Raw genomic sequence first — 24,713 nt, 5'->3', positions numbered from 1 at the left:
GTCATCTTTCGAATTCCTTTGGACACGAGCGAAAATATTGCGGCGAAACTCGATGGGCCAATGACCTTTGGTTATTGAATCGATGCCATCGACGCGGCGCTCAAAAATCAAACGCGGCGACAATATCGATGTCCCGTTCGAAGAACGCCGAGAGGAGCGGCGCGCGCCGCTCCTTGGAGCGGGGTCGGTCAAGCCCGCTCAAGTAGGGCCACGGTCCCTCGGCCGCTCGTTGTTCGCGGTTTAAACGGCGCACAGGCCGCGCAGGTGATCCAGCGCCGGCAAGACGTCTCGCGCCGGGGAGCGACCGGACTGGCCGAGGTTGATCTCGCAGATAGGCATAGGTCAGGATAGGCCCGAGCGTGCTGCCGCCAGTCTAATCTGGAGGAAGCACTGCCTTGAAGACGATTTCGATGAGCTGGTCAGGAAAGGCCAGCCTCGATACGCCGATCAGATTGCTGGCGCACTGAGGCCGCGCCTTGGCGTAGGCTTCTTTGCGCACCTTGCCCGCGACCGCAAACGCCTCATCGACATCGAGGACATAGAGCGTCTCTTCCACCACGTGGTCGAGGGTGGCACCGAACTGTGCCAGGATCTTTGCGGCGTTGGCATAGGTCACCCGCATCTGCTCTGCCATCATCGAGAAGTCCGCCGGCCTGCCGGATTCATCGAGCGCCGCGGGCGCGATCATGGTCCCCTTGTCGTCGTGGCTGAGCTGGCCGGACACATGGATCGTGTTTCCGATCTTGATCGCCTGTGCGTAGCCGTAGTCGTCTTCAGCCGGCACACCGTGATATGCGGCCTCCTTGCCATGCATTGCAGCCGTGTTTGTCATATTCTTACTCTCCATTGCATAGGCTGGCCCGAATATCCGAACCATCTGGCGATCACGGGGTTCTGCGGAACCGATAGGTCCGGGACGGCATGTTTCATGCAGTTATCGGACGGCAGTCGTTGCTCGCTTTGCGGCGACATGCCCGCATCGCGGCGGCCACTAATATTTCGACATCCCGTTCGAAGGACGCCGAGGAAACGGACCCGTCGCCGGTCGCGGATCCAGCGTTGTCAAACCCGCTCAAGCAGGGCCACGGTCCCTTGGCCGCCATCGGCGCAGACGCTGACGATCGCGCGTGATCCCACGGGTCGTGACCAGAGCTCCTTTACCGTCTGACTCAAGTCCCGCGCGCCTGTGGCGCCGAACGGGTGGCCGATCGCAATCGAGCCGCCATTGGGGTTGACGCGATCCCACGTAAAGGTGCCGAAATCCGCGTCGACGCCAGTCTTGGACAGGATCCAATCATCACGCTCGATGGCAGCGACGTTCGCCAGCACCTGGGCGGCGAAGGCTTCGTGGATCTCCCAGAGGTCTATGTCGTCAAACCGCAGACCGTGGCGGGCGAGCAGGCGAGGAATCGCATAGGATGGAGCCATCAGCAGCCCTTCGGTATGGTGGTCGACCGCTGCTATCTCGTAATCGACCAAGCGCAGATAAGGCGTATTCGCTGGCAGTCGGGCGATACCGGCCTCGTTGGCGATCCAGCAGCCGGCGGCTCCATCGGTTATTGGTGACGAATTCCCGGCCGTCAGCGTTCCCCGTCCGCTCGTCTTGTCGAACGCAGGCTTAAGTGCGGCGAGCTTCTCGGCCGACGTATCGTCGCGCGGATTGGCATCACGCTCGAGTTCGGGCAGCTTGATCACCAGATCGTCGAAGAAGCCACTGTTCCAGCCTGCAACGGCACGCTGGTGGCTTTTGAGCGCCCATGCGTCCTGCGCCTCGCGGCTGATGTGCCATTCCCTCGCGGTCTCTTCCATATGATCGCCCATCGTGCGGCCTGTGATGCGGTTGGCCCATCCCTTGACAGGAAGCACATAGTCTTGCGGTTCGAGTGCCCGCAGCGCGGCCAAAGCGGCGGCGGGATCTCGCCCGAACAGGTCGGTCAACCGTTTCGATGCCTCGGATGTCAGCGCAATTGGCGGACGGCTCATCACTTCTGCGCCTCCGACCACGGAGAGGTCGACTCCGCCGCCAAGCATGCCGGCTGCGGTAAGCGCTGCTGTCATACTGGTCGAACAAGCAAGCACGACCGAAAACGCGGGAACGTTGGGATTGAGCTTCGCGTCGAGCCAGACTTCGCGCGCGATGTTGCTCCAGCCGAGGTTGGGGATCACGCTTCCCCAGATGACCAGGTCGGGTTCGGCGCGATCGGCCATGGCCTGTACGATAGGAACCGACAGGCTGATAGCATCATAGCTGGCGAGTGCACCTCCTCCGCGCCCGAATGGTGTACGGAGCCCGGCGGCGACGAAGACAGCGTGTGGAAATCGGTGCACGGCAGCTCTCATTCTAGGGTGGGACGTTTAATCTCGATCCTGGCAGCTCCTGGCAGGAAGCTGGCGAAGTTCGGCGAGGATGTCGGATGGCTCCTGGCGGATGGTAAAATCGGGCTCGACGAAGGCGCCTCTGACGACGCCGTCCTGATCGATCACGAAAGTCGCCGGGATTGGCAGCATCCACTCGGTCGAGCCATGACGGTGCGCGAAGTCGTAACCTTGCCCCGCGTAGTGCGCCTTGGTTTCGTCAGGGACACGAAACAGGACGCCGTAGGATATTGCCACGCCATGGTCGACGTCCGCGAGCATCGTCAGGTCGAGGTTCAACTGCCGTTGCAGCTGCCTCGGCAGATCACGGGTCTCGGGAGACAGCACGACAAGATTCGCCTTCAGGCTATCAAATTCGGCCTTGAGCGCCTGAAGAGCGCGAAGCTCTGCGTTGCAGAATGGGCACCATCCACCCCGGTAGAAGCTGACCACAAGCGGCCCTTCACCGCGAAGGTGTTCGGACGAATGGAGTCGTCCATGCGCATCGGGCAGAAGAAAATCCGGCGCCGTGTCGCCGACCTGCAATGCGTGCGACGCGACATCCGTCCTGCGGAGCCAATCGACGAGAAAGAGGTAGGACTCCCGGTCCGCGTCACTGAGCCCGGCCAGCAGCTCGTTACGCACCTGATTGAGGCTCCTGGTTAAATGGTCGGACATCAATTCGACGCTCATCTGCACACCGGGCATCTCAAGAACTGGGCGACATGCGGGGGGTCATGCGGACACACCGGTCGCTTCGAGGTGGCTGTGGTGCTTGGTTTGGAGCGGCGATCCCGTGTGAAGAGACCAGTCGTGCAGCCGCGCCACCTTTACGAAGGCGTCGAGCGCCGGTGAGTAGCGGCGGCCCTGCACGGCAAGAAGCCGGACCTCCCGCCAGACCGGATCCCCCTCGATCGGAAGCGCCTTTAGGGAGGGTAACCGGGGCATATGCTCGGGAGCGAGGACTATTCCGAACCCCGCGGCTGCCAAATGCTGCAGGTGCAAGTCCCGGCAACTGCGATGGTTATGATGCGGCGGCGCGTCGGGAAAGAAGAGACGGTGAAATTTCGGAGCCACGTCGCAGTAGGAGCGATCCAGAATGGTGGCTTCACGAAGCGCCTCCATTGCGATCACTGGACGGTCTGCAAGTTCATGCGACGGGGCGAGAACGGCGACATAGCGCTCTGCGAACAGCGCCCAATCGTCGATCCGTTCTGGTGTATCGTCGAGATCCCCAACCAGGGCGACGTTTATTTCGCCCTCCAGCAGGAGCTCAACAAGGCGGCTTGGCGGCTCTTCCCGAAGTTCGACATGGAGGCCAGGGACGAATTTGCGAATTTCGGCGATAGGCTCAAGAACGAGCGAGGCGGAAATGGATGGGGCGAGACCGATGGTTAATGGAGCCACCTCCTTTTGCTGAAACTGACGCGCGCGGCGTCGGACAGCCTCTGTCGAGGCGAGTGCGCGCTCAAGCATCGGCAGCACCGCTTTCCCCAGGTCCGTGAGGTGGGTGAGTTGGCGTTCCCGGTAGATGAGCTCGCCCCCGAGTTCCTGCTCCAGCTTTTGCACGCCCTTGGTCAGGGCCGGTTGCGTGACGTTGCACATCTCCGCAGCACGCGTGAAGTTCAGCGTGCTTGCGACAGCCAGAAAGTACCGAACCTGGTGGAGCTCCATTGTGTTCACCGCTAACTATTTCCGACACTGCTGAGCCCGTGCGCTGGCAATGCAGCATCACGCGGAGCGCGGAGGCGCTGTCTCCGAAAGCTACGTTGCCACCGCTGCCGGCGCGATGAAACCCGCGTCCAGCATCCCTGGACGGGCGGACACGTTTTCTGGAACCCGGAGCCGGCCACCGTCGAGGATCAATACGCCGGGCGTGCACGCAGATGCCTAAGGACGGGAAAGAGATCTGTGGGGTCGCCGCGTCGGGTGTAGTCGGCGCTGATATCGGCATACTCGACGATCCCTTCCGAACTTATGACGTACCGAGCTGGCATCGTCAGTGTCCAGCTCGACTCGCCATTCACGGCGGCAAGGTCGAGACCGCATTCCCGTTCGGCGGCTCGCAACTCTCGCGATAGCTTCCAACGCAGGCCGAACGCACCAGCGACCTTCCCGCCATGGTCGACCAGGCTTGGGAACGATAGGCCCTTCATTCGCTCCGTGGCGCGGCTCTCGTGCGCAGACTGCTGAGAAACCGCGACAATAGACGCACCCGTTGATCGGAGCTCCCGCGCAACGGTCTCGATCGCACGCAAATCGAGGTTGCAAAAGGGGCACCATCCGCCCCTGTAGAAGACGATGAGGACTGGGCCCCTGTTTAAAAGGTCGTAGGACGAAATCACTTTGCCATCGGGATCGCGCAGCCGGAATCCAGGGGCGTGATCTCCGGCGTGAATAGCTCTTTCGGCGACCCCGGAGGAGACCAGGTCGTCAATGGCTTCCTGGCGGACGCGACTAATATGCGGAGGGGTGGTTTCATAACACTTATCCCTAGCCGCATCGAGCTCATCCTGGAGTCGCATTGTGGTTTATCCTCACCGTATTCGGCAGGTTTCCTATCGACATCGGATCGGCGGCAGTGTGCCGGTAGTACTGAAATGCAAATTTGACATATTCGCGCATGACATGAGCGGGGTTCCCTCGCGCGTGTCGTGCCACCTCTGCGACCTTATCTCAGCTTTGCGAGGTCGTCGTCCAGGGACTTGCGCAGACGTGAGACGGCGAAATCGACGAAAAGGCGCATTTTCAATGGCAACAGCGCCTGCCGGGCGTGAACAATATGGACCGGCGTCGGTTCGGGCTCAAAATCCTGGAGGATGACGGACAGTTTCCCCTCGGAGACTGGCTTGACGATTTGATATGAGAGGACGTTTGTAACGCCGACGCCCGCAATGGCGGCGTCTATCGCTGCTTCGGCGGTATTGATCTTCAATCGGCACAGAGGACGGACTGCTCGGCTCGGCTTGCCGTCTCGGGGGTTGAAAATCCAGGTCATCCCTGAGGCGAGCGCGGTATAGGTGACACACATATGCTTGGCCAAACCGTCCAACGTCTTTGGCGTTCCATGCGCCGAGAAATAGGCGGGACTCCCGCACACGACGCGGCGAATTTCGCCGACCTTGGTCGCAACGAGCGTACTATCAGACAACATCCCCATCCGAACGGCGAGATCGACGTGCTCATCAACGAGGTCAAGCGTATGATCTGACAGCGTCAAATAGACATTTATCTGCGGAAATTCGGCCAAGAACGCGGTCACAACCGGGACGACATAAAGCCGACCGAAGACGATCGGCGCCGTGATTGTAAGACCGCCGCGCGGAACGCTATGCTCTCCAGCAACTTGGGATTCGGCTTCGTCAACCTGATCGAGAATGCGTTTGCACGCGGCCAGATACGAGACCCCCGCCTCTGTCAGCGCCAGCTTTCGGGTCGAGCGAATCAGGAGCTGGGTATTGAGATGAGCCTCGAGATCAGCAACCTTGCGGCTGACCGTGGGAAGAGGAACGTTCAACTGGCGCCCAGCCGCGGAAAAGCTCCCGGCTTCGACCGCGGCGATGAAATATCCCATAGCTTCCAAACGATCCATCTTCTCTCACTTTCCGAGAGGCCTATCGCATGATTAGCCTGTTATCGGCGCGAACGGTAGGGCGCGGGTCCCCCTGAAATGGCGGTTGGCGTATCCATCCCGGTCTCGGGACGGCGATATGGAAGCCGCGTAGCCGGAACCTGAGACCCCGCGGGTATGATAGGGCGTGGTACCACAAGTACTGTGATCGACTGCACGAGAGAGCTCAATCCGGATCGATATACGGGATCTGGAGTTCAGCCAGATCATCCGCGTAGCTGGCCTGAGTGCTTGTGTTGTGGCCGGAGGTAGTAGCGCCCGGGCGTGTGTGAATGTCCGCACTAATGCCTAGAATTTCGCCAACGGGGCAAAGGTTTGCGGCCTCCAGCAAGAATGCGCGCTGTTGCACGTCGAGTCCTCCCTCCAGCACGAGAGCGCGCTCGAACGAATCCCTTTCACCTTGGGCGCCGTGGTGGAAGCTGACGCCCACTTCGACCCGCTCAAGCGGAAAATTCCGGAGCCGGGCCTGAAAACGAACGGTCAGAGCGGTGCATGCAGCGAGAGATGCGCTGAGAAGGTCGTAAGGATTGGGACCGGGAGATATGCGGCCGACGCCATCTGGGCCGCCGATCAGAAACTGAGATGCGCCGACATAACCCACCAGCGCGCCATGATTGGTGGGGTCGCTTGCGACGACAACTTCGCGGAGCGCGGGTGCCTTGTCCTGTGGTGTCATAGGGCTTCCTCCGATTGTATTCAGCGCTTCTTGCGGCGTCGCTAGCCGCCATACCGTTCGGTCTTGATCACCGAGGCGTCCGACCCTGCCAGTAGCGCCATAGGCCGCGATATTGACGAAGGGGTTTGATCCACAGGCAAATACATGCCCAGGCATGCGGGAGAGCCGGGCAATTGGGAGATCTTAGCGCCGCATCTGCCCCAGCCGGTGCGTTTAGTAAATAAACCGGCGACCATTCGAGTAAAGCTATCATATCCATAACCGCCAGGAATGCTTCCGTGAAGTCAGCGCCGAAGCTCCCCGACGAGGAAATCCGTGAACGCGCGCGCGGCGGGCTTGATCGTCTTTCCGCTCACGAACACGGCATTGACTTCCATCGAGCCGAAGTCCCAGTCGGACAGAATGCGAACGAGGGCCCCGCTTTCCAACTCAGCCCTCACACTATTCAGGCTCAAGGCGGCGATACCCAGCCCGGCCTTCGCCCCGGCGATTGCGCCTTCATTGATTGTCACTGACAACTGACTTTCCACACGGACGGACGCAACACGCCCGTCCTTTCGGAACGAGAGCGTCGGTGAGCGATGGGCAGGGCCGACGATTACGGCGTGATGCGCAAGATCCGACGGCATCATCGGCGTGCCGTGCTCTTCGAGGTAGAAGGGGGTGGCTGCAAGAATGCGCGGACCGTCGATCACCTTCCTTGCGATGGCGCTTGAGTCAGGCAGGCTTCCGAACCGGAAAGCGACGTCGATGCTCTCGGTTACCAGATCCTGATACCGGTCGTTCGACAGCAATTCGACCCGAAGCGCGGGGTGCGCTGACAAGAATTTCGGCAGCCTGGGAATGATCTCCCGGAGTACGAAGCACGACGAGGTGCCGACGCGAAGCACCCCTCGCAGCTCTCCAGTGCCGCGGGCCTCGTGATCGGCCTCGTCGAGCGCCGCCAAGATCGCCTCCACCCGCGTCAGATAGGTTGCTCCAGCCTCCGTCAGCGCGACCGCGCGGGTTGTCCGGCTGAAGAGCGTCGCGCCGACGTCGGCTTCCAATGCGGCAATAAGGCGTGAGGCCGAGGGTTGAGAGAGACCGAGTTCACGCCCGGCGCTCGAAAAGCTGCCCAAGCGACCTGCGCGGACAAACAGTTTCAACGCTGTAAGTCGGTCGTTCATCGCTTCCTGTTTTCGTCCTATTTCCTGTCCGGGGTTCCCGAGCCAAAATGCCACCTCTCGCCTTCAAAGATAATACGCGAGATTCGAGACTTTGCCTCTCATTATTCGAGAGTCAAAAAATGGCCGCCGTTCCGGGCGCGGAGCTGGCCGCGTCCGCTGTCTCTTTCTTGGCGATCACCGTCGTCGTTGAGCCAGTGAGTGCTCCGATCGGTGTCAAAGCAACGGGCAACGGTTGCTTCAAGCGAAACTCCGCAGAGGCCGATCATCTCCTGAATGACCTTCGAGTGCGTTGGCGCGAAAAAATGACCAATTCGTCGAAGAGGCGCTAGATCGTGAAAATGCGTTTGAGTTATTCATGTTAATCATGAGTGACCATAGTGCCTGCGTGCCTTTCGTCGTTCCCGTACACCAACCAAGGGGGCTCACGGCCCCGACCTTCGCGACACCAGTCACGCAGGCCGCGACGGCATTGATTGCCGTTACAGCGTTCGAACGCGGCTTAGACTTCTCCGCAGAATAAGAACGTCGGTTTCGAGGTGCGATGCGGCTCGTGGCATTTCCTCGCTACGGCATCGCGACCAAGCGGCGAACGGCGATAACGATCGTCTATCGACACTATGGCGAGAGGTGATTTCCCTCTCTGCCGTTGCAAGGCCACTCTCCAAAGCATGCTCGTACCGAAACTTTGGGTGCCGCGAGTGACCCGCGGACCACGATGCCAGATTGGGAAACCAGGAGGTCGATATGCAAAGCAACGACGTAATCGAAGTCGCCACGCCTCTCGGCGGTGGGATAAACGAATTTAACTTGTTCCCGGATGCGGCTGCAGTTCTTGCGAACACTGCGGGTGTATTGGTGGAGCCGGGTCGGATTTTTCACGCCGCCGTACGGTATCTATCACCGCTTGAGAGCGACGCCGCCCTGGTCGTTAGGAGGTTCGAGATCCCTGTGATCGGCAGAGATGGTGAAATTGCCGGCGTGCTGTGCCACGACTTACCGCTGACCAGCGCGTCGCGCTCTACTCCGCTGACGCAAGATCAAGGCACCGTCATTATAGACGAGGCCGTGAAAGCGGCTCTGCACGACATCTCAAACCTTCTTGCTGAGATCAATTCTGGGCTGCGGCTCTTGGAATACCAGACGGAGGTCGAGGGACGGCAACTGATCGTCGACCGAATGCGGCATGGAGCAGAGTCTGCAACGAGCGTGGCGATGTCGCCGCGGCCAGCCTGATCGAAAACTGGATCGACGAGGCGGAACGCCGCACATGGTTCCGGTTCGAGGCGACCCAGAGCGCTTGCTGAAATCTTCACTTAACTTTTCAGTCGGATCCCAAGGAAATCGGCAATGGACAAAAGATTCTCAACAGCGGCGCTCTGGCTGCTCGTCACACCCTTTATCGGGCTCCTCTGGGTGCCTTTCTACAATTTCCACGACCCGGTCCTGCTCGGCTTTCCCTTCTTTTACTGGTACCAGTTCGCCTGGGTTCCGGTGACTGCGCTCCTCACTTCGATTGCTTACCGGAGCGTCCGCCATGACGACTGAGTTCAATGGCACGGCGCTTGCCGTCTTTAGTTTCTTCTTCGCACTCGTGACGGTGATGGGTTTCGTCGCTGCCTATTGGCGCAGGCCCAAGACGCTTGCTCATATCGATGAATGGGGCCTGGGAGGGAGAACCTTCGGGACCTGGGTCACTTGGTTTCTTGTCGGCGGTGATTTCTATACCGCCTATACGGTGATCGCCGTTCCTGCGCTGGTCTACGCCGTCGGTGCCTACGGCTTCTTCGCTCTGCCCTATACCATCATCGTCTATCCATTCGTCTTCATGGTGATGCCGCCGCTTTGGAAGCGGGCCAAAGCCCACGGCTATGTGACAGCTGGCGACGTCGTGCACGGACAATATGGATCGCGCGCGCTCGAGCTGGCTGTCGCCATTACCGGCGTCATCGCGACGATGCCCTACATCGCGCTCCAACTCGTTGGCATGACGGCGGTATTCAAGGCCCTTGGCCTAAAAGGGGAAGTGCCGCTTGCCGTCGCATTCCTGATTCTGGCTGTCTACACCTATTCCTCCGGCCTGAGGGCGCCGGCGCTTATTGCCTTCGTCAAGGACATCATGATCTATATCGCGGTCATTGCCGCCGTCGCGCTGATCCCGTCCAAGCTTGGCGGCTACGCCGCGGTTTTCGCCGCCGCGGACGAGGCCTTCCGGGCCAAGGGCTCCGGGAGTGTGTTGCTCGACGGCAGCCAGTACGTCGCCTATGCGACGCTGGCACTTGGCTCAGCGCTTGCGGCCTTCATGTACCCGCACACGCTGACCGGGGTCTTCGCCTCCAGCGGAGCGAACACGATCCAAAAAAACGCGGTCTTTCTCCCGGCCTACACGCTGTTACTCGGCCTTCTCGCGCTTCTTGGCTATATGGGACATGCGGCGCATCTTCAGGTCTCCAGCGCGAACGACGTCGTTCCAGCGCTGTTTCAGACGCTTTTCCCGAGCTGGTTTGCCGGATTTGCCTTTGCCGCCGTGGCGATCGGCGCGCTCGTTCCGGCCGCAGTGATGAGCATTGGCGCTGCAAACCTGTTCACGCGCAATTTTTGGAAGGCCTATATCAAACCGGACGTCAGCGATGCTGGTGAGGCGAAGGTTGCCAAGGTGACCTCGCTTGCCGTGAAGGTCGGCGCGCTTCTCGTGATCCTGTTCCTTCCGACACGGTTCGCGCTCGACCTGCAGCTTCTCGGCGGAATCTGGATCCTGCAGACTCTCCCGGCTCTTGTGTTCGGCCTCTACACGAACTGGTTCAGGGCGCCGGCGCTACTGGCCGGATGGGCCGTCGGCTTCTTCGGTGGGACCTACCTAGTCTGGATCAACGGCTTGAAGCCGCTCCAGGCGATCAGCCTCGGAGGCGAACCCCTCACGGTCTATATCGGACTGCTAGCGCTGCTTGCGAACATCATCGTGGCAGATCACGGACCACTCTGGTCTCGCCTTGATGACTTCGTCCGGGCCGTAGTGGCGGCTTTCTTTGTCGCCATTTTCGCAGTCGGAGGAGTCAACCTCGCCCTCGATCTCAAGACCCGTCGGAACTGATTTCGTGGGGTAGCTCCTGATCGCCATGCTCGTGTTCTCGCGGAGGACAAAGCCGTTCCTGACCTTTGGCATGCCGCTTGACGTGTTCATACCGATGGAGGGTGTTGCCGAGTTCATGATGGGTTTCTGTCTCCTTTGGGCGCGTCTCGTACGCCACCTGTCCGCCGTCGCCCTGTTCGTGATCTTCAACGCGGCGGTCTATCCGTTCGGACGGCATCGACCTGATCGGACATGCGCTCATCATGGCCGTGGCGATCGCGGCGAACCATACCCGCGACGCGTTCTTTGTCCTCCCCCCGCCTGAAGAAGGTTCTCGCGGGCGTCCCGGTTGGCCTTGTGACCGCCCTGATGATCTTCGCCTCGTCCTATTCAGGGCCACCACCTCGCCACCTGCGGCAAGGACGATACCGTGGGTGTTCAGATCGAAAGAACGACGCACACGCCTAACGCCGAGTATCTACACGGTTCGAGCCGCGAAAACCCCGTCAGCGCGGCTGAGGAGGTTTTCGTCATTCGGGCTCGTCTTGGGGCGCATGGCGAGGGTGCTGATCGGCAGCTGCCGGACATTGGCATAGAGATGTCCCCCGGGCATAGCCGATCCTTTAGGGTTGATGACGTCAAGCGATCAGTGGACCAAGGATAAGTGCATATAACCGGGGTGATGCTTAGCCTGATAAGCGCCCTGCCACCCACCTTGCCCTTTTTCTCGCCTTTTCCGCGCCGGTTGATCCCATCATCCGTCGCGCGTTGTTTAGGTCTCAGACGGCGCCCGTGCATCGCGCCATCCTTTACTGACACCGCCTGCGTCAGGAACGCTATCGTCTCGCTGATAACAAAGGCATGGGTAGTGCCTAACACCTTTTTGGCGTTTAGCTTGATAGGACACATTATGCTGGATCTCCCAGTCTAAGTCTTTTGCAGATCGCTCGCTTCCTTTGCCGTCTCCGGTACCATGGTGGCGACCGCGACGGTGCCGGCAAGCGAAACAGCCGCTGCGGCCATAAGGCCGATTTCGTAGCCGGACGCAAACGAAGCGATGCCTGCGGCGGTCGCAACACCTGCGAGTTGCGCAATCCGGCTCGCCGCATTGTTGATTCCTGAAGCGAGCCCCTCGTCGGCATCCTCAACACTCGACATGACGGAGGCGGTGAGCGGCGCCACAAGCACGGCAAAGGACAAGCCCACGAGCGCCATCGGACCGACTATACCGATGGCCAGCGAAGCCTCCTTGCCAAGCGTCATCCAGACATAGGCCAGAGCCGCACCTGCCGACCCCACCATGAGCATAGACCGGGCGCCAATCTTGTCTGCCAAGCCGCCGAACGCCCTGGAGAGAATACCAACGCCGAGTGTGAAGGGAAGGAACGCAAGCCCGGCCTCGGTCGAGGGCAGCCCGCGACGGTCTATGAGATCAAAGGGCAGCAGGAAGAACATGATCGAGAGCCCGGCGTAGATAAGAAGAGTCGCGACATTCAGGCCAAAGAAGGCGCGGTTTTTCACGAGACGCGGCGGGGTCATCGGATGTTCACTCCTGCACTCCCAGCGCGCATAAAGGGCGAGCCCAACGATGCCGAGGCCGGCTACGGCTGCGATCGGCAGGGTCGACAGAGATGGATCGCCGGTGGCGCCTTGCGACTTGCTTGGACCGATCTGACTAAGTGCATAAGCGACCAAACCTAGCGCCGTCGCGAGGATGATCGCGCCGATTACATCGAACCGACGCGGTTCGCGCCGATCCTCGGGCGCGGAGACCAACAACAGTCCCACCGCGACGAATGCCAGAGGCGGGTTTATCCAGAACACGGCCGGCCAGCCAAAGGTCTCGGTCAGCCATCCGCCTAATATCGGCCCCCCGGCGGTGGTCAGCGCCGACGCTGCCGCCCATACCCCAATCGCTCGGTTTCGTTCGTCCCGCGGGTACGTTGCGCCGATAAGGGCGAGGCTCGCCGGCGTAAGAAGCGCGGCGGCAGTTCCCTGCACGACCCGGGCGGCAATTAGCCAAGCTGCTGACGGAGCCAACGCGCAGGCTGCCGATGCCATGCCGAACACCAGGCAACCGACCGACAGCATGCGTGCCTTTCCGTAGACGTCGGCGAGCGCGCCGCCGATCAACGTAAGAGACGCGAGTGCAAGAACATACCCATTGAGGACCCACTGCACCGAGACGAGATCGGCACCCAAATCGGCGCGCAAGCTCGGAAGTGCCACCGAGAGCGCGGACCCATCGATGAACGCCATCGAGGACGCCAACACGCATGCTGCAAGCACTATCTCGCGGCGGCGAGGCGGTATATCCCGCCCGAGTTCCCGTGGACATGGCTCGGCTTCGATAACGCCACGACTGCAAGGCTCTACAAACGGTTGCGCCATTATATCCTCCGTATAGCACGCTCTTTGCTCCGAGTGGTCAGGTGTTGCCAGGATTGAGCTTCAGCGTAATTCCGGGCCTGTGTCGCAGGGCTCCTGTGAGCGGAATGGGGTGCCTTCTTCGTTTTCGTCAGCGACGATGGCGAGGACGTTGCATTCATTTCTATTGCAAGAGGCTCCGCAGGCCAGCAAGCAGGATTCGTTCGCCAAGGCGTTCGAAGTCAGCACATGGAAATATCCCCGATATGAGTTCCCAGGCAACCAGCCGGGCCGGCGTGCCGGGAACCCCATGTCTGCGGCCGAGGCGTTCTGCCTTCTTAAGGCTGTGTCACCGCTTCCATCGGCAAGGGGGCGTTCAACGAAGTGAAATCGACGCCTGCAGCATCCGGATGACCGTCGATGACGGCTGGATCTTCCAAGTCTTCGCCAAGGACAAAATGCGCTTCAAGGCTCTCGTGAAATTGCGGGAAAGCGCCAAGTTGATCGCGCCGGACCTACGGTGATGATGAGCGATATTCAGAACGACGCCGGAAATGTTGAACGCCCACTGCGGCAGATGCTCCAGTTGAATCCATGTGCATTGGTGGCTTCACAGATCGTGAAATATAGAGCCAGTCTTGATACCGGTTTACAGCACGTCCTCTTCAAATCTCCGTCTCCGGGCGGTCCTCGCTGGATGCCACCTTCTGATGTTATCGGCCGTCGGACGTCTGGTGCTCGATCCCTCGCCCAAGGACGGTTTCGATGCAAGCGATCAACTGCCCGCTGTCCACGGGCTTTTCGAGCAAGTGCAACCCGTCGTCGGACCGGGAAACGTCAGAGACGCGCTCTGGGTACGCGGTGACGATGATCACGGGAACGGCTTTGTCGCGGTTGCTCAGAACTCGCCTGAGGTCGAGCCCCGTCATACCGGGCATCTGAAGGTCCGATACGACGCAATCGAAGCGATCGGGATCGGTAGCGAGAAGATCGCCCGCGGACGAGAATGCCTCTGCCCTGATGCCGAAGGACCGTAGGAGACCCGCCAGCGAGGCGCGGACGAGTTCATCATCCTCTACGATGGCGATAACGGTATTCTCGTCCAATGAAATCCTCTCGGTTGGCAATGACAAATCCTCCGCCAAAGCACCTTAGAGGAGATGGCGACCGGGCCGACGACGGCTTGATCTATACAGGTGTCTGCACTTGCAGCGCGCCGCGTTCGAGGGCTTCCATCATTCGAACGAGGTGGGCGAGCGTCCGCGCGTTCATCTTGCGCATTGCGCTACCGCGATGGACCTTAACGGTGATCTCACTCAAGCCCAGCTCGGCTGCGATCTGTTTGTTCAGCAGGCCCAACGACGCGAGTTGCAGGACTTCACGCTCGCGCGGCGTGAGTGATTCGAAGCGGCTGCGCAGCGAGATGAGCTCTTCTTCCAGCTCCTTCAGCCGCATGTCTTCGGCCAATGCCTTGGCGATGGCGTCCAGGATGTCCTGGTCGCGGAATGGTTTCGGCAGAAAATCGACGGCACCCGCTTTGATCGCTCTAACCGACATCGGAATGTCTCCGTGGCCGGTGATGAACAGGATCGGTATCCGCTCGCCCCTCTTGGCGAGTTCGCTCTGAAGATCCAGGCCGCTGACCAATGGGAGCCGGATGTCCGCGACCAGACAGCGCACGCCTTCCGGAATCGGTTTGGCCAGAAGGTCGACCGCGCTGGCATATAGTACTGATCGATAGCCAGCGGAGCGAACCAGACCGCCGATCGCTGAGCGAACTTGTTCCTCGTCGTCAACAATGAGGACGATGGCCTCTGGCATGCCGCTTGGCGGCGGTGTGGTCGTATGAGACATCAATTGCAGCTTCGAACTCCATCTCCAGGGGCCGTGTCCCGCTGGCTCGCCAGCAACGCTGCTTGGAGGTTAATCTAAAGCAGCGACCTATCCTATCATACGAGCGTATAGCGGCATCTGACGCGAAGCATCAGGGTTTGGCGATCCCTTTCGGAGTGGTCCCGGGTCGTTTCGACCTTTCTATCGGCAGCGTGAACCCGACAGTTGCACCCCCTGACGTATTGCTGCGCGCGAAGATCCTGCCGCCGCGCGATTCCACGATTGATCGGCAGATCGAGAGCCCTATGCCCATGCCTTCGGTCTTCGTAGTGAAGAAGGGCTCGAAGATGTGCGGCAGGTCGTTCTCGTCAATACCCAAGCCGTCGTCGCTGACGCTGAGCGCGATGTCGTCCGCATCGTGGGAGGTTTCGATGACGAGCCGGCGTTCGCCGCCTTCTTTGCCTGGTGACTGCAGCCCGTTCATTACAAGATTGATGATGACTTGCTGGATTTGGATCGGATCGGCAAAGACAAAAGGGAGATCCGGTGCGAGATCAAGGCTGACGGATCCCCTCTGCTGGTTCACATGCGACCGCATCAACGGAAGAGTACTCCTGATCAGATCACTGAGATCGAATTGGACCGGTTCGGGGTCTTTACGAGCGAAGATCGCGCGTAGCTGCCGGACGACCTCGCTGACCCGTCGCGCACCGACCACTGTCCGTTCGATTGCCTCCCTCGCCTCGACGAGATCAGGTTCGGGTCGGTTGATCCACCGCAGGCATGCTTCACTGTTGGTTAGGATACCGGAGAGTGGCTGATTGATCTCGTGTGCCACGGATGCAGTCAGTTCGGCCGCGGTGGCGATCCGCGCTACCCGGGTGAGATCCTCCTGCGCCCTTTGCATTTCTTCTTCCGCGATCTTGGCGGCGGTGACGTCCACAATCACGCCGATCGCATCCATCCGATCGTTTCCAGGCTGCGCCGGGTTGACTCGGAGCCGCAGGTGCTTGATCCGTCCGTCGGACATGGCGAGACGATGCTCGAGGTCGATGCCACTCTCACTGGTCGTAATGTGTTCGAACGCAGTGCGAACATGGTCGAGATCGTCGGGATGAACGCGCTTCAGGAATGTCTCGAAGCTCGGCGTGACCGATTGGTCGAGCTCCAGGATACGGTAGGTTTCCTCCGACCAATAATGCTCGTTCGTGACAAGGTTCAAGCCGACACTTCCCGTCTTGCTTATCATTTGCCCCTGACGAAGGAACGCCTCGTTGCGCCGGAGCCGCTCCTCGGCCTGCTTGCGACCTTCAATATCGAAGGTGGCGCCATACCACTGGATGACCTTTCCGTCCTCATCGCGCCGCGCGGTACAGACGGAAACGTACCACCGGTATCCGCTTTCATTCGTGCCCGCACGGAATTCGTACATACCGTCACTGTCGCCAAACCTGTGAGCGGCCCAATAATTAACCATCCCGTCGCGGTCTTCGGGGTGGACGGAATTCTTCCATCCCCAACCCTTGATCAGATCTGGCGTCTGTCCCCAGGCCTTGAGGTAGCGCTCGTTGGCATAATCCATGTCGCCCGACGCCGTGGTACGCCACATCATGGTCGGTGCGTTGTCGAGCATTGCACGAACGTCCGCCAGCTCACGCTCGCGCGCCGACTCGGCCGATTTTCGTTCGTCAATTGGCAGCGCTACGAGAACTCGGCGTAACAACCCGACTAACGCTCCGCAGTTGACGAGAAACCAGCGATGTCGACCATCCTGATCCTGTATTCGAATGTCGAATGTCGAAGGAGCGCAATCAGGCAAGGGGTTACACAGAAAAGCGAGCGCCCCGCGATCTTGCGGGTGAACGACCTCCAGCCATCCCTCGCCGCGTAAGTCGCTTTCGCCGCGGCCTGTGAGCATCTCCCAGGCACGGTTGAAGCTGTGCCCCCCCAGCGCCGGGTCGACGCGCCAAACCAGCGCCGGCAGTCCATCGTCGACCAAGGAACTAGGGGCTGGCGAGCTATTTCCCGTTAAAGCCGTTCCTTCAGTTGTCATTTGTGTAGCGTGTCATGCCGATACCTTCTTCGGAAGGCAGACAAATTAATCCGCCGAGGCTCCAAGCGGTAGCCACATCTATTTGCAATTTTGCAGAAGCGCGGCGGCAAATATGCCGCTCACACTGCTGCCCGCATCAGCGGGTCGGCGGCGTCGAATCATCGTTTGGGCGGGATACATCATACGCCCGAGGGGAAGACGGTGCCCCGCATGAGAAAGCGGGTGCCCTCCTCGTCGGCGACATGCGCGTAGGCGGCGTTCAGCTTGTGGCACATAGCGTCGATGATACGCATACCTAGACCTGACGTTATCGAGACTTTGTGGACATCTGCGACGCCACAATAGTCCCTGACCTCCATCCGGAATTCGGACTGGTTCGGGAAGAACAAGTAGACGTCAATGTCACCCGGCTCGTCAGGAGCGTAGGCGTGCTTGCAAGCGTTTATGACGAGTTCGTTGATCAGGATACCCAGCATGCTCGCGAAGCCAGCCGGCACTACGAGCGATTGGATATGGGCGGTGATCTGCTTGCGCCCCACACTGCCACTGCAGACTTGCTCGATCTTCGCGGTTAGATCGAGGAGATATGACGCGATGTCGATAGCATGCGCCGAACTCGATCGGTATAACTGCTGATGGACGGCAGCCACTGCATTGATACGGCGCACTGCAATCAGCAGGGCATCGCGGACCGATTGATCGGAGGCCTCCCTTGCCTGTATCGAGAGGAGGGAGGAGATGAGTTGGAGGCTGTTTGCTACGCGGTGGTCAACCTCTTGGTGGCTCATCGCCGCAACCTTTACAACCGTTGTCGCGTCCGCGGACCTGCGGATCAAAATAACCCGTCATGCGAGTCTCCCTGTTTGGACGGGAGCAATGTTGATGAAATCGCGCTCGCAGTGGAATTATACGCTGGTCTTACCTCGATCACCCAAAGAAGGCCTCGCAGAGCTCGTCCGATAACATCACCGGTGCCGGACGCAGCGACATAGCTCGTTCCTGCAATATTGCAGCTTCTGTTTCGCAACATTGCCGGTTCAGGATCGGAGCTTGTTACGGTGGGGTCTATCGAGAAGAGGGCTTCCTATGGCATCGAGTTGGGCGCGGCCAAGATCCTGATCGATCCGTTTCTGTCCGATAACCCGCCCTGGAACAAGGGTGGGAGGAATCCGCCAGGGGTGTCACGCATGTGCTGGTCACGCATGGCCACAACGATCACGTCGGCGACGCGCTCGCCATCTTGAAAAAGACTGACGCCATGCTGGTAGCCAATTTCGAGATCTGCAACTATTTGGGCAAGGGCGCCAATCGTATTAACGTCAATCCCGGATTTCACGGCGGCATAGTGGACTGCGGCGGTTCCACCACCAGTTTCGTCAATGGCTTGCATTCCTCGTCATTCAGTATGGAAGGCGGGCAGAATGCCTATCCCGGCAATCCGACCGGCCTCGTCCTCTGTTTTCCCCAACGACAAGACGCTCTGTCACATGGGCGACAGCGACATCTTTGGCGACATCGCGCTGATCGAAGAGCTACATAGGCGCGCCATCGGCATTGTGCCGATCGGCGATCGCTTGACCATGGGCGGCGCAGTGGCTGCACTCGCCCGCCGGCGATCCTTCAACTTCGAAATGGCGATCCCCTGTCATTACCGTTCGTCCGATCATCGAACAGACGGCCGACAAGGTTGTCGCGGGCTTGGAAGACTCCGGAACGACGGCACTTGTGCCGGAGATCGGCAAGGCTTTCGAGCGGGAACTGATGATCGCGGCGAGTTGCGCGATCTTGGTATCTACGGGGCAGTGGACCGCCGCAGCCGTATTCCCGAGCGCTATGAAACCTATAAATACATCCTATTGGAAAACTTCGTTCCGCGCTGCGACAACTGAGTACCCTTGTTGCAGATCTCATCGATTAGCGCTGAGGGCAACCTAGGACGGTTAACATTCGCATCGTGCCTAAGTGCGGGTGCGGGACGGACGGCTGCGGACGGTCATCGACAACGTCTCGACCCTCGACAACGTCGTCGTCGCCGTCAACCCGACCGAGCGGATCAACTGGAAGACGATCATCCGCGTTCGTACGTGAGGGGTCGGGGACGGCGAGCGGTTCAGGAAATCCAGAACCGCGTCAATGTCAAAACCTACTTAAATCACGCGATTGTGCTGTGATCTAAAAAGCAGGACTGCAACGCCAATGACCAATGATCAGATGGACAAGCTCATCCATTCGAGCCGGCGCGGTTTTCTCGGTGGGGCTATCCTCGCAACCACCGGCGCTGCTTCGATGGCGCCGGTGGCCTTCCTCGCAACCCAACCTGCATCCGCCCAGACCGCCAATGACAACGTTGGCTCTGATGAAAGCCACCTGCCGCGACCGGAACCCGGCTATTTGTCTTTAGGGCCGGAAGAAGCTGGGTTTGTCGAGGCAATGGTCGACGTCATGTGTCCGGCCGACGAGCTGACGCCGGGTGGCGTCGATTGCGGTCTTGCGGTCTTCATCGATCGGCAGCTCGCCGGCGGATTCGGTAAGGGTGCGCGGCTTTACATGCGCGGCCCCTGGCAAGAGGGCGAGCCTGAACTCGGCTATCAATTGCCGCTCACACCCGAACAGTTCTTCAAGGCGGGTCTCGCCGCGGCGGACGAGGCCTGCCGCCAACGATATGACAAGCGCTTCAACGAATTGGACGAGAGCGGCGCCGACCATTTTCTCAAGGAAATTTCCGATGGCAAGGTGGCGGACGAGCGAGTGCCACTCGCCTCATGGTTCAACGAACTCGTCTACCCATTATTTGCGCAAGCCTGTTTCGCCGATCCTGTTTACGGCGGCAATGTGGGTAAGGTGTTCTGGAAGGCGATCGGCTATCCAGGCCTCCCTGCAGTTCACGCGCAGGATATGATCGATTTCCGTGGCAAGCCCTTCCCCGGTGCAGCTGATCCGAAATCCATCGCCGATTTCAGCTGAGGGGGAAGATATCATGGCTACACGCTTGAAACGCCGAACCGTCGTGTTCGTTGGCGGCGGATTCACCGCCGCGCTGGCGGCCAGGCAACTGACGGCCAAGGGGGTCGATGTTGTCGTGCTCGAGCGCGGATACGACCGCACCCACAGCGCGGCAACGAGCCTGCCCTCGCAACGCGATGAGCTTCGCTGGGACGTCCATGGCGAGCTCTTTCAGGATTGGTCGGTGCAGACGTACACGCTCCGCCATGACGCACGCGGTACGGCGCTACCGATACGGCGTCTCGAAGCCTTCAAACCGGGCGAAGGGATGGGCGGCGCGGCCAATCACTGGAACGGCCAAACCTGGCGTTGGGCCGAATACGATCCAATCCTGCGCACTCATCTTGAGAACCGCTATGGAAAGAAGGCCATTCCAGCGGAGATGGCAATCCAGGATTGGGGTGTCACCTATGCCGAGATGGAGCCCTATCACGACCAGTTCGAGAAGCTGTTCGGCATCGCCGGCAAGGCGGGGAATCTGCGCGGCAAACTGCAGGAGGGCGGAAATCCCTTCGAGGGACCACGGCAGAACGAATACCCGCAAAAGCCTCTGCCTATCACAGAGGCAGGCGTGATCTTCAGCGAAGCGGCCAATAAGCTCGGTTACAAACCGTTTCCTATGCCGGCGGCGAATTCGCCCGAGCCCTATACCAACCCCGACGGCATGCAGCTCGGTCAATGCCAGTTCTGTGGCCACTGCGAGCGCTTCATCTGCGAAGCCAACGCCAAGGCGAGTCCTGAACTCCTGCTCTATCCGATGCTGCGCAAACGCAAGAGCTTCGAACTGCGATTGCAAACCCATGTCCTCGACATTCTCTATGATGGCCAAGTCAAACGCGTGACGGGTGTACGCTACATCGATCGCGTCACCGGCCGGGAGTACGAACAGCCGGCCGACATCGTCGTGCTTTCCTCCTTCACGATGAACAACACCAGGTTCCTGCTGATGGCGGGAATCGGGACACCTTACAATCCGAAGACTGGTCGCGGGGTAGTCGGCAAGAATTTCTGCCATCAGACGATGTCCGGCACGCGCGTCTTCTTCAAGAACCGCTGGATCAACCCGTTCCTCGCTTCCGGCGCCTCACAGACAGTGATCGACGAGTTCAACGGCGACAATTTCGACCACACCAACCTCGGCTTCCTCGGCGGCGCCTACATCTACGCCAACGTGACGAATGGACGGCCGATTACGAGCCGAGCCGTACCGCCGGGGATGCCGAAATGGGGGTCGACGTGGAAAAAGGCCAACGCCGATTGGTATGCGCATAATTTCAGCATTACCGCCCATGGCAGTTGGTATCCGCATCGCGAGAACTACGTCGATCTCGATCCGACTTACGTTGACGCATACGGGCAGCCGCTCCTGCGCATGACGCTCGACGTCCGTGAGAACGAGCGCAAAATGTCCGAGTATCTCTCGCAAAAAATCGATGAGATCGCCAGGGCGACGGGCGCCGACATCGCGCCGCCGGCGGCGCCTCGGAAGGGACCCTACGATTCCCGCGTCTACCAGACTACCCACGTCACGGGCGGCACGATCATGGGATCCGACCCCGCCACCAGTGTGGTGTCTCCCCATCTGCAGCACTGGGACGCGGAGAACCTCTTCGTGGTTGGTGCTTCCGTCTACCCGTTCAACGCTGGCTACAACCCGACAGGACCGCTAGGGGCGCTCGCGCTGAGACTGGGCGACGACCTCAACGATTATGTCGCGCGGCCGCGGCACCTCTAATCCCGCTTACTAAGAAGGAGTTCAAAAATGAAGTTTTCAGGACGAATCGGCCCGTTCATTGCAGTCCTCACACTCGTGGCTTCAATCGTCAGCCCCGGCTACGCACAGGATGCCGGACGCGGGGAGAGCGTTTTCAAGGCCTGTGCCGCCTGCCATACGACGGACGACACCAATCGTGTCGGACCGGGCTTGGGAGGAATCATCGGCAAAAAGGCGGGTGCTGCGACCGGCTTTCGATACAGTAGCGCCATGAAGAATTCCGGCATCGTCTGGGACGAGAAAACGCTCGATGCATTTTTGGAATCGCCGCAAAAGGCAGTCCCCGGTACCAGAATGCCTTACGCGGGACTGAAGGACACGACAGATCGGGCGGACCTTATCGGCTACCTTGCAACATTTAAATAGCGGCACGCCACTGGCAATGTTCAGGCGCCGGATCTCCATCGACGACTACACGCCATACTCGCCGTCGTCGATGGAAGTGATCGGAAAGAAAGTTGGTTCGCCATCGTTTTTGGGCGGCATTCTTGCCGAAAGGTGTCTGCAAGATCGCAATGACTCGCCTCTTTGGCGCATCCGGAAGGCACTTAAAGTGACTTTGGTCGGTTCCACATTCTATGACTATCCACGCCGAACCAAGTCACGACACTTTGCAGCCACTCGCTTTTTGTCCGTTGGCGCGAGCGGGAAACCGGAGATCTTTCTTGTTGCTCATCCCTTCCCGCCGTCTTGATCCACCGGTAGACGAGACACGCGACCATATCCTTGGTGCCTCCGACGCTCCGATCACCCTGGTCGAATATGGGAGCTACGCGTGTCCCCATTGCCGCGCGGCCAGCGAGACCATCGCCTCGCTGCGCGATCGGTTGGGCGACCGCATGCGGTACGTGTTTCGACACCGTCCACTTGCAAACAACGACCTGGCCCGCCGCGCGGCCGAAATGGCGGAGTGCGCGACGCGCGAGCAGTTTTGGAAAGTTCACGTGGAACTGATGGCGCGGTCGCCTACCTTGACTGAGGACGATCTTGCCGCGGTCAAGGCCGAACTTTATCTCGACGCCCCAGAGGTTTCCGAGCGCGCGCGGGCGCGCGTTGATGAGGATGAACGCACAGCCCGCGCCAATGGCGTGACGTTGACGCCGACGTTCTTCATTAACGGCCGGCGGTACGACGGGCCATGGGACGAGGCCACGCTCAGTGACGCGATGCTCGGTACGCTCGGCCACCGCGTCAGGGCAACGGCGCTCGATTTCGCAAGCTGGGGACCGTCGGCGGGTGTGCTTCTGCTCGTTGCGACCGTACTGGCACTCGTACTGTCGAACTCACCGGTCGGGGATGCCTTCGCGGAATTCTGGCACCGGGAGCTCGGTTTTGTGGTCGACGCCTGGCACTTCGGAATGTCGCTGCGGCATTGGGTCAATGACGGGCTGCTGACGATTTTTTTTCTTGTCGTCGGTCTCGAGATCAAGCGCGAGTTCACCGTAGGACACCTCGCAAACAGTCGCTCGGCAGCACTCCCAATTGCGGCCGCTGTCGGTGGCATGATTGTTCCGGCACTTATGTATCTGCTGCTAAGTCCAGCTGGTCCCCTGGCACGTGGCTGGGGCGTCCCGATGGCGACCGATACGGCCTTCGCGGTCGCGCTCATCGTGATGATGGGGCGACGGGTACCACTGGAATTGCGGGTTTTCCTGACGGCCGCCGCCATCGTGGATGACATCGGTGCGATCCTGGTAGTTGCGGTGTTCTATGCCGCCGATCTCCACATCGGCTATCTTGCTGCCGCGGCAGGCACACTGGTAGTGCTGGCGTTTCTCAATCGCTCACACGTCTACCTGGTCCTGCCCTACATCCTGATCGGTGTCGTGCTCTGGGCCTGCATCCATGCTGGAGGTCTGCACGCGACACTTGCCGGGGTGCTCCTGGCGTTGTTTATCCCGACGCGCCCACCGCCTAATCTGCACACCCTGATGATGCAGGCCGATGCCATTCTGCTGGAAGAGGCAAAGCATGGCGGCGAGGTTCTCCGTCACGGACCTTCCCTACCGGCACTCAACGCCCTTGATTTCATACACGACCGCCTGGAATCCCCGGCAGACCGCCTTTTGCGGCGCGCCGGGGCACGATCAAGCTATTTTGTGTTGCCCATATTCGCGCTGGCGAACGCGGGCGTTGTCCTTTCCGGAGACGTCCTTGCTGGCCGCGGTCCCCTTGTCCTGGCGATTATGGCGGGGCTGGTGTTGGGCAAACCGCTCGGCCTCATCGTTGCCTCCATGGTCGCCGTGCGGACCGGTATAGCCGATAAACCAGAAGCCTATAGTTGGCGTCAGCTCGCGGGTGCCGGGGCGCTCGCTGGCATCGGCTTCACCATGTCGCTCTTCATCGCTGGCCAGGCTTTTCCATCCGCTGGTGATTTTGCGGTCGCCAAAATCGCTATCCTTGCGGCCTCTCTCTGTGCCGGTACTATCGGCACGATCATCCTGTGGAACGCAAAATCGCCGACTGACGCCTAAACGCGGAAGCAGGGCCGGAGCACTGATCGTACCTTGTTGAATTTAAAAATAAGCGCCTTCGCTGAGCGCCTCCCAGCGGCGAGATAACCGAACCACATTGCAAACGCCCAACTACAGGAGAAACCATGAATTCGTTTGGCGGCAAAGTCGCGATCGTTACCGGTGGGGCCCTGGGACCGGCTTCGCGCCTGCGCGGCTATTCGCGACGCGAAAGGAAAGCGCGGATTGAATCGGTCTCCTCCTGCCTCACTCCATCCCCGCGATCACGCTATTCCAGCTCGACTTTGTCACCCTGTTTTTCAAGTTAAGCCGCT

General features: G+C 59.9%; 19 protein-coding genes and 4 pseudogenes. 10 read left to right on the top strand and 13 right to left on the bottom strand.

The annotated features are described in order from the left end of the window. Positions 1-373: 373 nt before the first annotated feature. The 8 genes from FKV68_RS21785 to FKV68_RS21750 form a co-directional block, all read right to left on the bottom strand. A complete protein-coding gene (locus FKV68_RS21785) occupies positions 374-832 on the bottom strand; it encodes a RidA family protein (RefSeq protein ID WP_180941702.1) in 459 nt (152 codons plus the stop codon). 230 nt (positions 833-1,062) lie between these two features. Continuing rightward, the gene (locus FKV68_RS21780) at positions 1,063-2,340 is read right to left on the bottom strand and encodes a thiolase family protein (protein ID WP_180941701.1); all 1,278 of its coding nucleotides are present in this window, start codon (positions 2,338-2,340) and stop codon (positions 1,063-1,065) included. A gap of 15 nt (positions 2,341-2,355) precedes the next feature. After that, positions 2,356-3,033, bottom strand: coding sequence for a peroxiredoxin-like family protein (locus tag FKV68_RS21775; protein ID WP_246452648.1), 678 nt, complete (start codon positions 3,031-3,033; stop codon positions 2,356-2,358). 57 nt (positions 3,034-3,090) lie between these two features. Continuing rightward, positions 3,091-4,029 carry a LysR family transcriptional regulator gene (locus tag FKV68_RS21770; protein WP_180941645.1) on the bottom strand — a complete coding sequence of 313 codons (939 nt, stop codon included), beginning with the start codon at positions 4,027-4,029 and terminating at the stop codon, positions 3,091-3,093. Positions 4,030-4,217: 188 nt separating this feature from the next. Next, entirely contained in the window at positions 4,218-4,880 is a 663-nt protein-coding gene (locus FKV68_RS21765) for a peroxiredoxin-like family protein (RefSeq protein ID WP_180941699.1), read from the bottom strand. A 146-nt stretch (positions 4,881-5,026) separates the two neighbouring features. Continuing rightward, positions 5,027-5,947 (bottom strand): LysR family transcriptional regulator, encoded by a 921-nt coding sequence (locus FKV68_RS21760; RefSeq protein ID WP_180941698.1) that lies wholly within the window; start codon positions 5,945-5,947, stop codon positions 5,027-5,029. Positions 5,948-6,152: 205 nt separating this feature from the next. Then, entirely contained in the window at positions 6,153-6,662 is a 510-nt protein-coding gene (locus FKV68_RS21755) for an OsmC family protein (protein ID WP_180941697.1), read from the bottom strand. Between the two features lie 284 nt (positions 6,663-6,946). After that, the gene (locus FKV68_RS21750) at positions 6,947-7,828 is read right to left on the bottom strand and encodes a LysR family transcriptional regulator (protein ID WP_180941696.1); all 882 of its coding nucleotides are present in this window, start codon (positions 7,826-7,828) and stop codon (positions 6,947-6,949) included. Positions 7,829-8,572: 744 nt separating this feature from the next. Between FKV68_RS21750 and FKV68_RS21745 the strand changes: the two genes are divergently transcribed. From FKV68_RS21745 to mctP, 4 genes and pseudogenes are all read left to right on the top strand, one after another. Beyond that, positions 8,573-9,061: a hypothetical protein gene (locus FKV68_RS21745; RefSeq protein ID WP_180941695.1), complete on the top strand. Its 489-nt coding sequence runs from the start codon at positions 8,573-8,575 to the stop codon at positions 9,059-9,061. Continuing rightward, positions 9,022-9,132, top strand: a pseudogene (locus FKV68_RS33270) (DNA starvation/stationary phase protection protein); the annotation flags it as partial. The gene FKV68_RS21745 and the pseudogene FKV68_RS33270, both read left to right, overlap by 40 nt. 43 nt (positions 9,133-9,175) lie before the next feature. Further along, positions 9,176-9,373 (top strand): DUF3311 domain-containing protein, encoded by a 198-nt coding sequence (locus FKV68_RS21740; RefSeq protein WP_180941694.1) that lies wholly within the window; start codon positions 9,176-9,178, stop codon positions 9,371-9,373. Next, positions 9,363-10,790: pseudogene (gene mctP, locus FKV68_RS21735) on the top strand (monocarboxylate uptake permease MctP); the annotation flags it as partial. The gene FKV68_RS21740 and the pseudogene mctP, both read left to right, overlap by 11 nt. Positions 10,791-11,822: 1,032 nt before the next feature. On the opposite strand, the gene FKV68_RS21730 reads toward mctP, so the two are convergent. The 5 genes from FKV68_RS21730 to FKV68_RS21710 form a co-directional block, all read right to left on the bottom strand. Next, entirely contained in the window at positions 11,823-13,154 is a 1,332-nt protein-coding gene (locus tag FKV68_RS21730; RefSeq protein WP_245182050.1) for an MFS transporter, read from the bottom strand. Between the two features lie 821 nt (positions 13,155-13,975). Then, entirely contained in the window at positions 13,976-14,368 is a 393-nt protein-coding gene (locus FKV68_RS21725) for a response regulator transcription factor (RefSeq protein WP_209647419.1), read from the bottom strand. A gap of 82 nt (positions 14,369-14,450) precedes the next feature. Continuing rightward, positions 14,451-15,083: a response regulator transcription factor gene (locus FKV68_RS21720; RefSeq protein ID WP_245182051.1), complete on the bottom strand. Its 633-nt coding sequence runs from the start codon at positions 15,081-15,083 to the stop codon at positions 14,451-14,453. Positions 15,084-15,246: 163 nt separating this feature from the next. Beyond that, complete coding sequence (locus FKV68_RS21715; protein WP_180941691.1) at positions 15,247-17,148, bottom strand: PAS domain-containing sensor histidine kinase; 1,902 nt, start codon at positions 17,146-17,148, stop codon at positions 15,247-15,249. A gap of 179 nt (positions 17,149-17,327) precedes the next feature. Continuing rightward, positions 17,328-17,936 carry a sensor histidine kinase gene (locus FKV68_RS21710; RefSeq protein WP_180941690.1) on the bottom strand — a complete coding sequence of 203 codons (609 nt, stop codon included), beginning with the start codon at positions 17,934-17,936 and terminating at the stop codon, positions 17,328-17,330. A gap of 270 nt (positions 17,937-18,206) precedes the next feature. On the opposite strand from FKV68_RS21710, the pseudogene FKV68_RS21705 reads away from it, so the two are divergent. The 6 genes and pseudogenes from FKV68_RS21705 to nhaA form a co-directional block, all read left to right on the top strand. Next, positions 18,207-18,891, top strand: a pseudogene (locus tag FKV68_RS21705) (metal-dependent hydrolase); the annotation flags it as partial. 222 nt (positions 18,892-19,113) lie between these two features. Further along, positions 19,114-19,236, top strand: a pseudogene (locus FKV68_RS21700) (NADP-dependent oxidoreductase); the annotation flags it as partial. 108 nt (positions 19,237-19,344) lie between these two features. Next, on the top strand, positions 19,345-20,112 hold the full coding sequence (locus FKV68_RS21695) for a gluconate 2-dehydrogenase subunit 3 family protein (RefSeq protein ID WP_209647421.1): 768 nt from the start codon (positions 19,345-19,347) through the stop codon (positions 20,110-20,112). A gap of 13 nt (positions 20,113-20,125) precedes the next feature. Beyond that, positions 20,126-21,886, top strand: a complete 1,761-nt coding sequence (locus FKV68_RS21690; protein ID WP_180941689.1) for a GMC family oxidoreductase — start codon at positions 20,126-20,128, stop codon at positions 21,884-21,886. 27 nt (positions 21,887-21,913) lie between these two features. Then, positions 21,914-22,291: a c-type cytochrome gene (locus tag FKV68_RS21685; RefSeq protein WP_180941688.1), complete on the top strand. Its 378-nt coding sequence runs from the start codon at positions 21,914-21,916 to the stop codon at positions 22,289-22,291. A 299-nt stretch (positions 22,292-22,590) separates the two neighbouring features. Beyond that, the gene (nhaA, locus tag FKV68_RS21680) at positions 22,591-24,399 is read left to right on the top strand and encodes a Na+/H+ antiporter NhaA (RefSeq protein WP_246452646.1); all 1,809 of its coding nucleotides are present in this window, start codon (positions 22,591-22,593) and stop codon (positions 24,397-24,399) included. The last annotated feature ends 314 nt before the right edge of the window (positions 24,400-24,713 follow it).

Source organism: Sinorhizobium mexicanum (genome assembly GCF_013488225.1).
Taxonomy (GTDB): domain Bacteria; phylum Pseudomonadota; class Alphaproteobacteria; order Rhizobiales; family Rhizobiaceae; genus Sinorhizobium; species Sinorhizobium mexicanum.
Note: the sequence above shows the minus strand (reverse complement) of the source record. Positions and strands in the feature narration are given on the sequence as shown.

Excerpts from the sequence above, each read along its gene's own strand:
- FKV68_RS21690 (WP_180941689.1), top strand. The coding sequence starts at position 20,126 with ATGGCTACACGCTTGAAACGCCGAACCGTCGTGTTCGTTGGCGGCGGA.
- FKV68_RS21715 (WP_180941691.1), bottom strand. The coding sequence starts at position 17,148 with ATGACAACTGAAGGAACGGCTTTAACGGGAAATAGCTCGCCAGCCCCT.
- FKV68_RS21775 (WP_246452648.1), bottom strand. The coding sequence starts at position 3,033 with ATGTCCGACCATTTAACCAGGAGCCTCAATCAGGTGCGTAACGAGCTG.
- FKV68_RS21720 (WP_245182051.1), bottom strand. The coding sequence starts at position 15,083 with ATGCCAGAGGCCATCGTCCTCATTGTTGACGACGAGGAACAAGTTCGC.
- FKV68_RS21785 (WP_180941702.1), bottom strand. The coding sequence starts at position 832 with ATGACAAACACGGCTGCAATGCATGGCAAGGAGGCCGCATATCACGGT.
- FKV68_RS21695 (WP_209647421.1), top strand. The coding sequence starts at position 19,345 with ATGACCAATGATCAGATGGACAAGCTCATCCATTCGAGCCGGCGCGGT.
- FKV68_RS21770 (WP_180941645.1), bottom strand. The coding sequence starts at position 4,029 with ATGGAGCTCCACCAGGTTCGGTACTTTCTGGCTGTCGCAAGCACGCTG.
- FKV68_RS21710 (WP_180941690.1), bottom strand. The coding sequence starts at position 17,936 with ATGAGCCACCAAGAGGTTGACCACCGCGTAGCAAACAGCCTCCAACTC.
- FKV68_RS21755 (WP_180941697.1), bottom strand. The coding sequence starts at position 6,662 with ATGACACCACAGGACAAGGCACCCGCGCTCCGCGAAGTTGTCGTCGCA.
- FKV68_RS21740 (WP_180941694.1), top strand. The coding sequence starts at position 9,176 with ATGGACAAAAGATTCTCAACAGCGGCGCTCTGGCTGCTCGTCACACCC.
- FKV68_RS21750 (WP_180941696.1), bottom strand. The coding sequence starts at position 7,828 with ATGAACGACCGACTTACAGCGTTGAAACTGTTTGTCCGCGCAGGTCGC.
- FKV68_RS21745 (WP_180941695.1), top strand. The coding sequence starts at position 8,573 with ATGCAAAGCAACGACGTAATCGAAGTCGCCACGCCTCTCGGCGGTGGG.
- FKV68_RS21685 (WP_180941688.1), top strand. The coding sequence starts at position 21,914 with ATGAAGTTTTCAGGACGAATCGGCCCGTTCATTGCAGTCCTCACACTC.
- FKV68_RS21780 (WP_180941701.1), bottom strand. The coding sequence starts at position 2,340 with ATGAGAGCTGCCGTGCACCGATTTCCACACGCTGTCTTCGTCGCCGCC.
- FKV68_RS21730 (WP_245182050.1), bottom strand. The coding sequence starts at position 13,154 with ATGGCGTTCATCGATGGGTCCGCGCTCTCGGTGGCACTTCCGAGCTTG.
- FKV68_RS21765 (WP_180941699.1), bottom strand. The coding sequence starts at position 4,880 with ATGCGACTCCAGGATGAGCTCGATGCGGCTAGGGATAAGTGTTATGAA.
- FKV68_RS21760 (WP_180941698.1), bottom strand. The coding sequence starts at position 5,947 with ATGGATCGTTTGGAAGCTATGGGATATTTCATCGCCGCGGTCGAAGCC.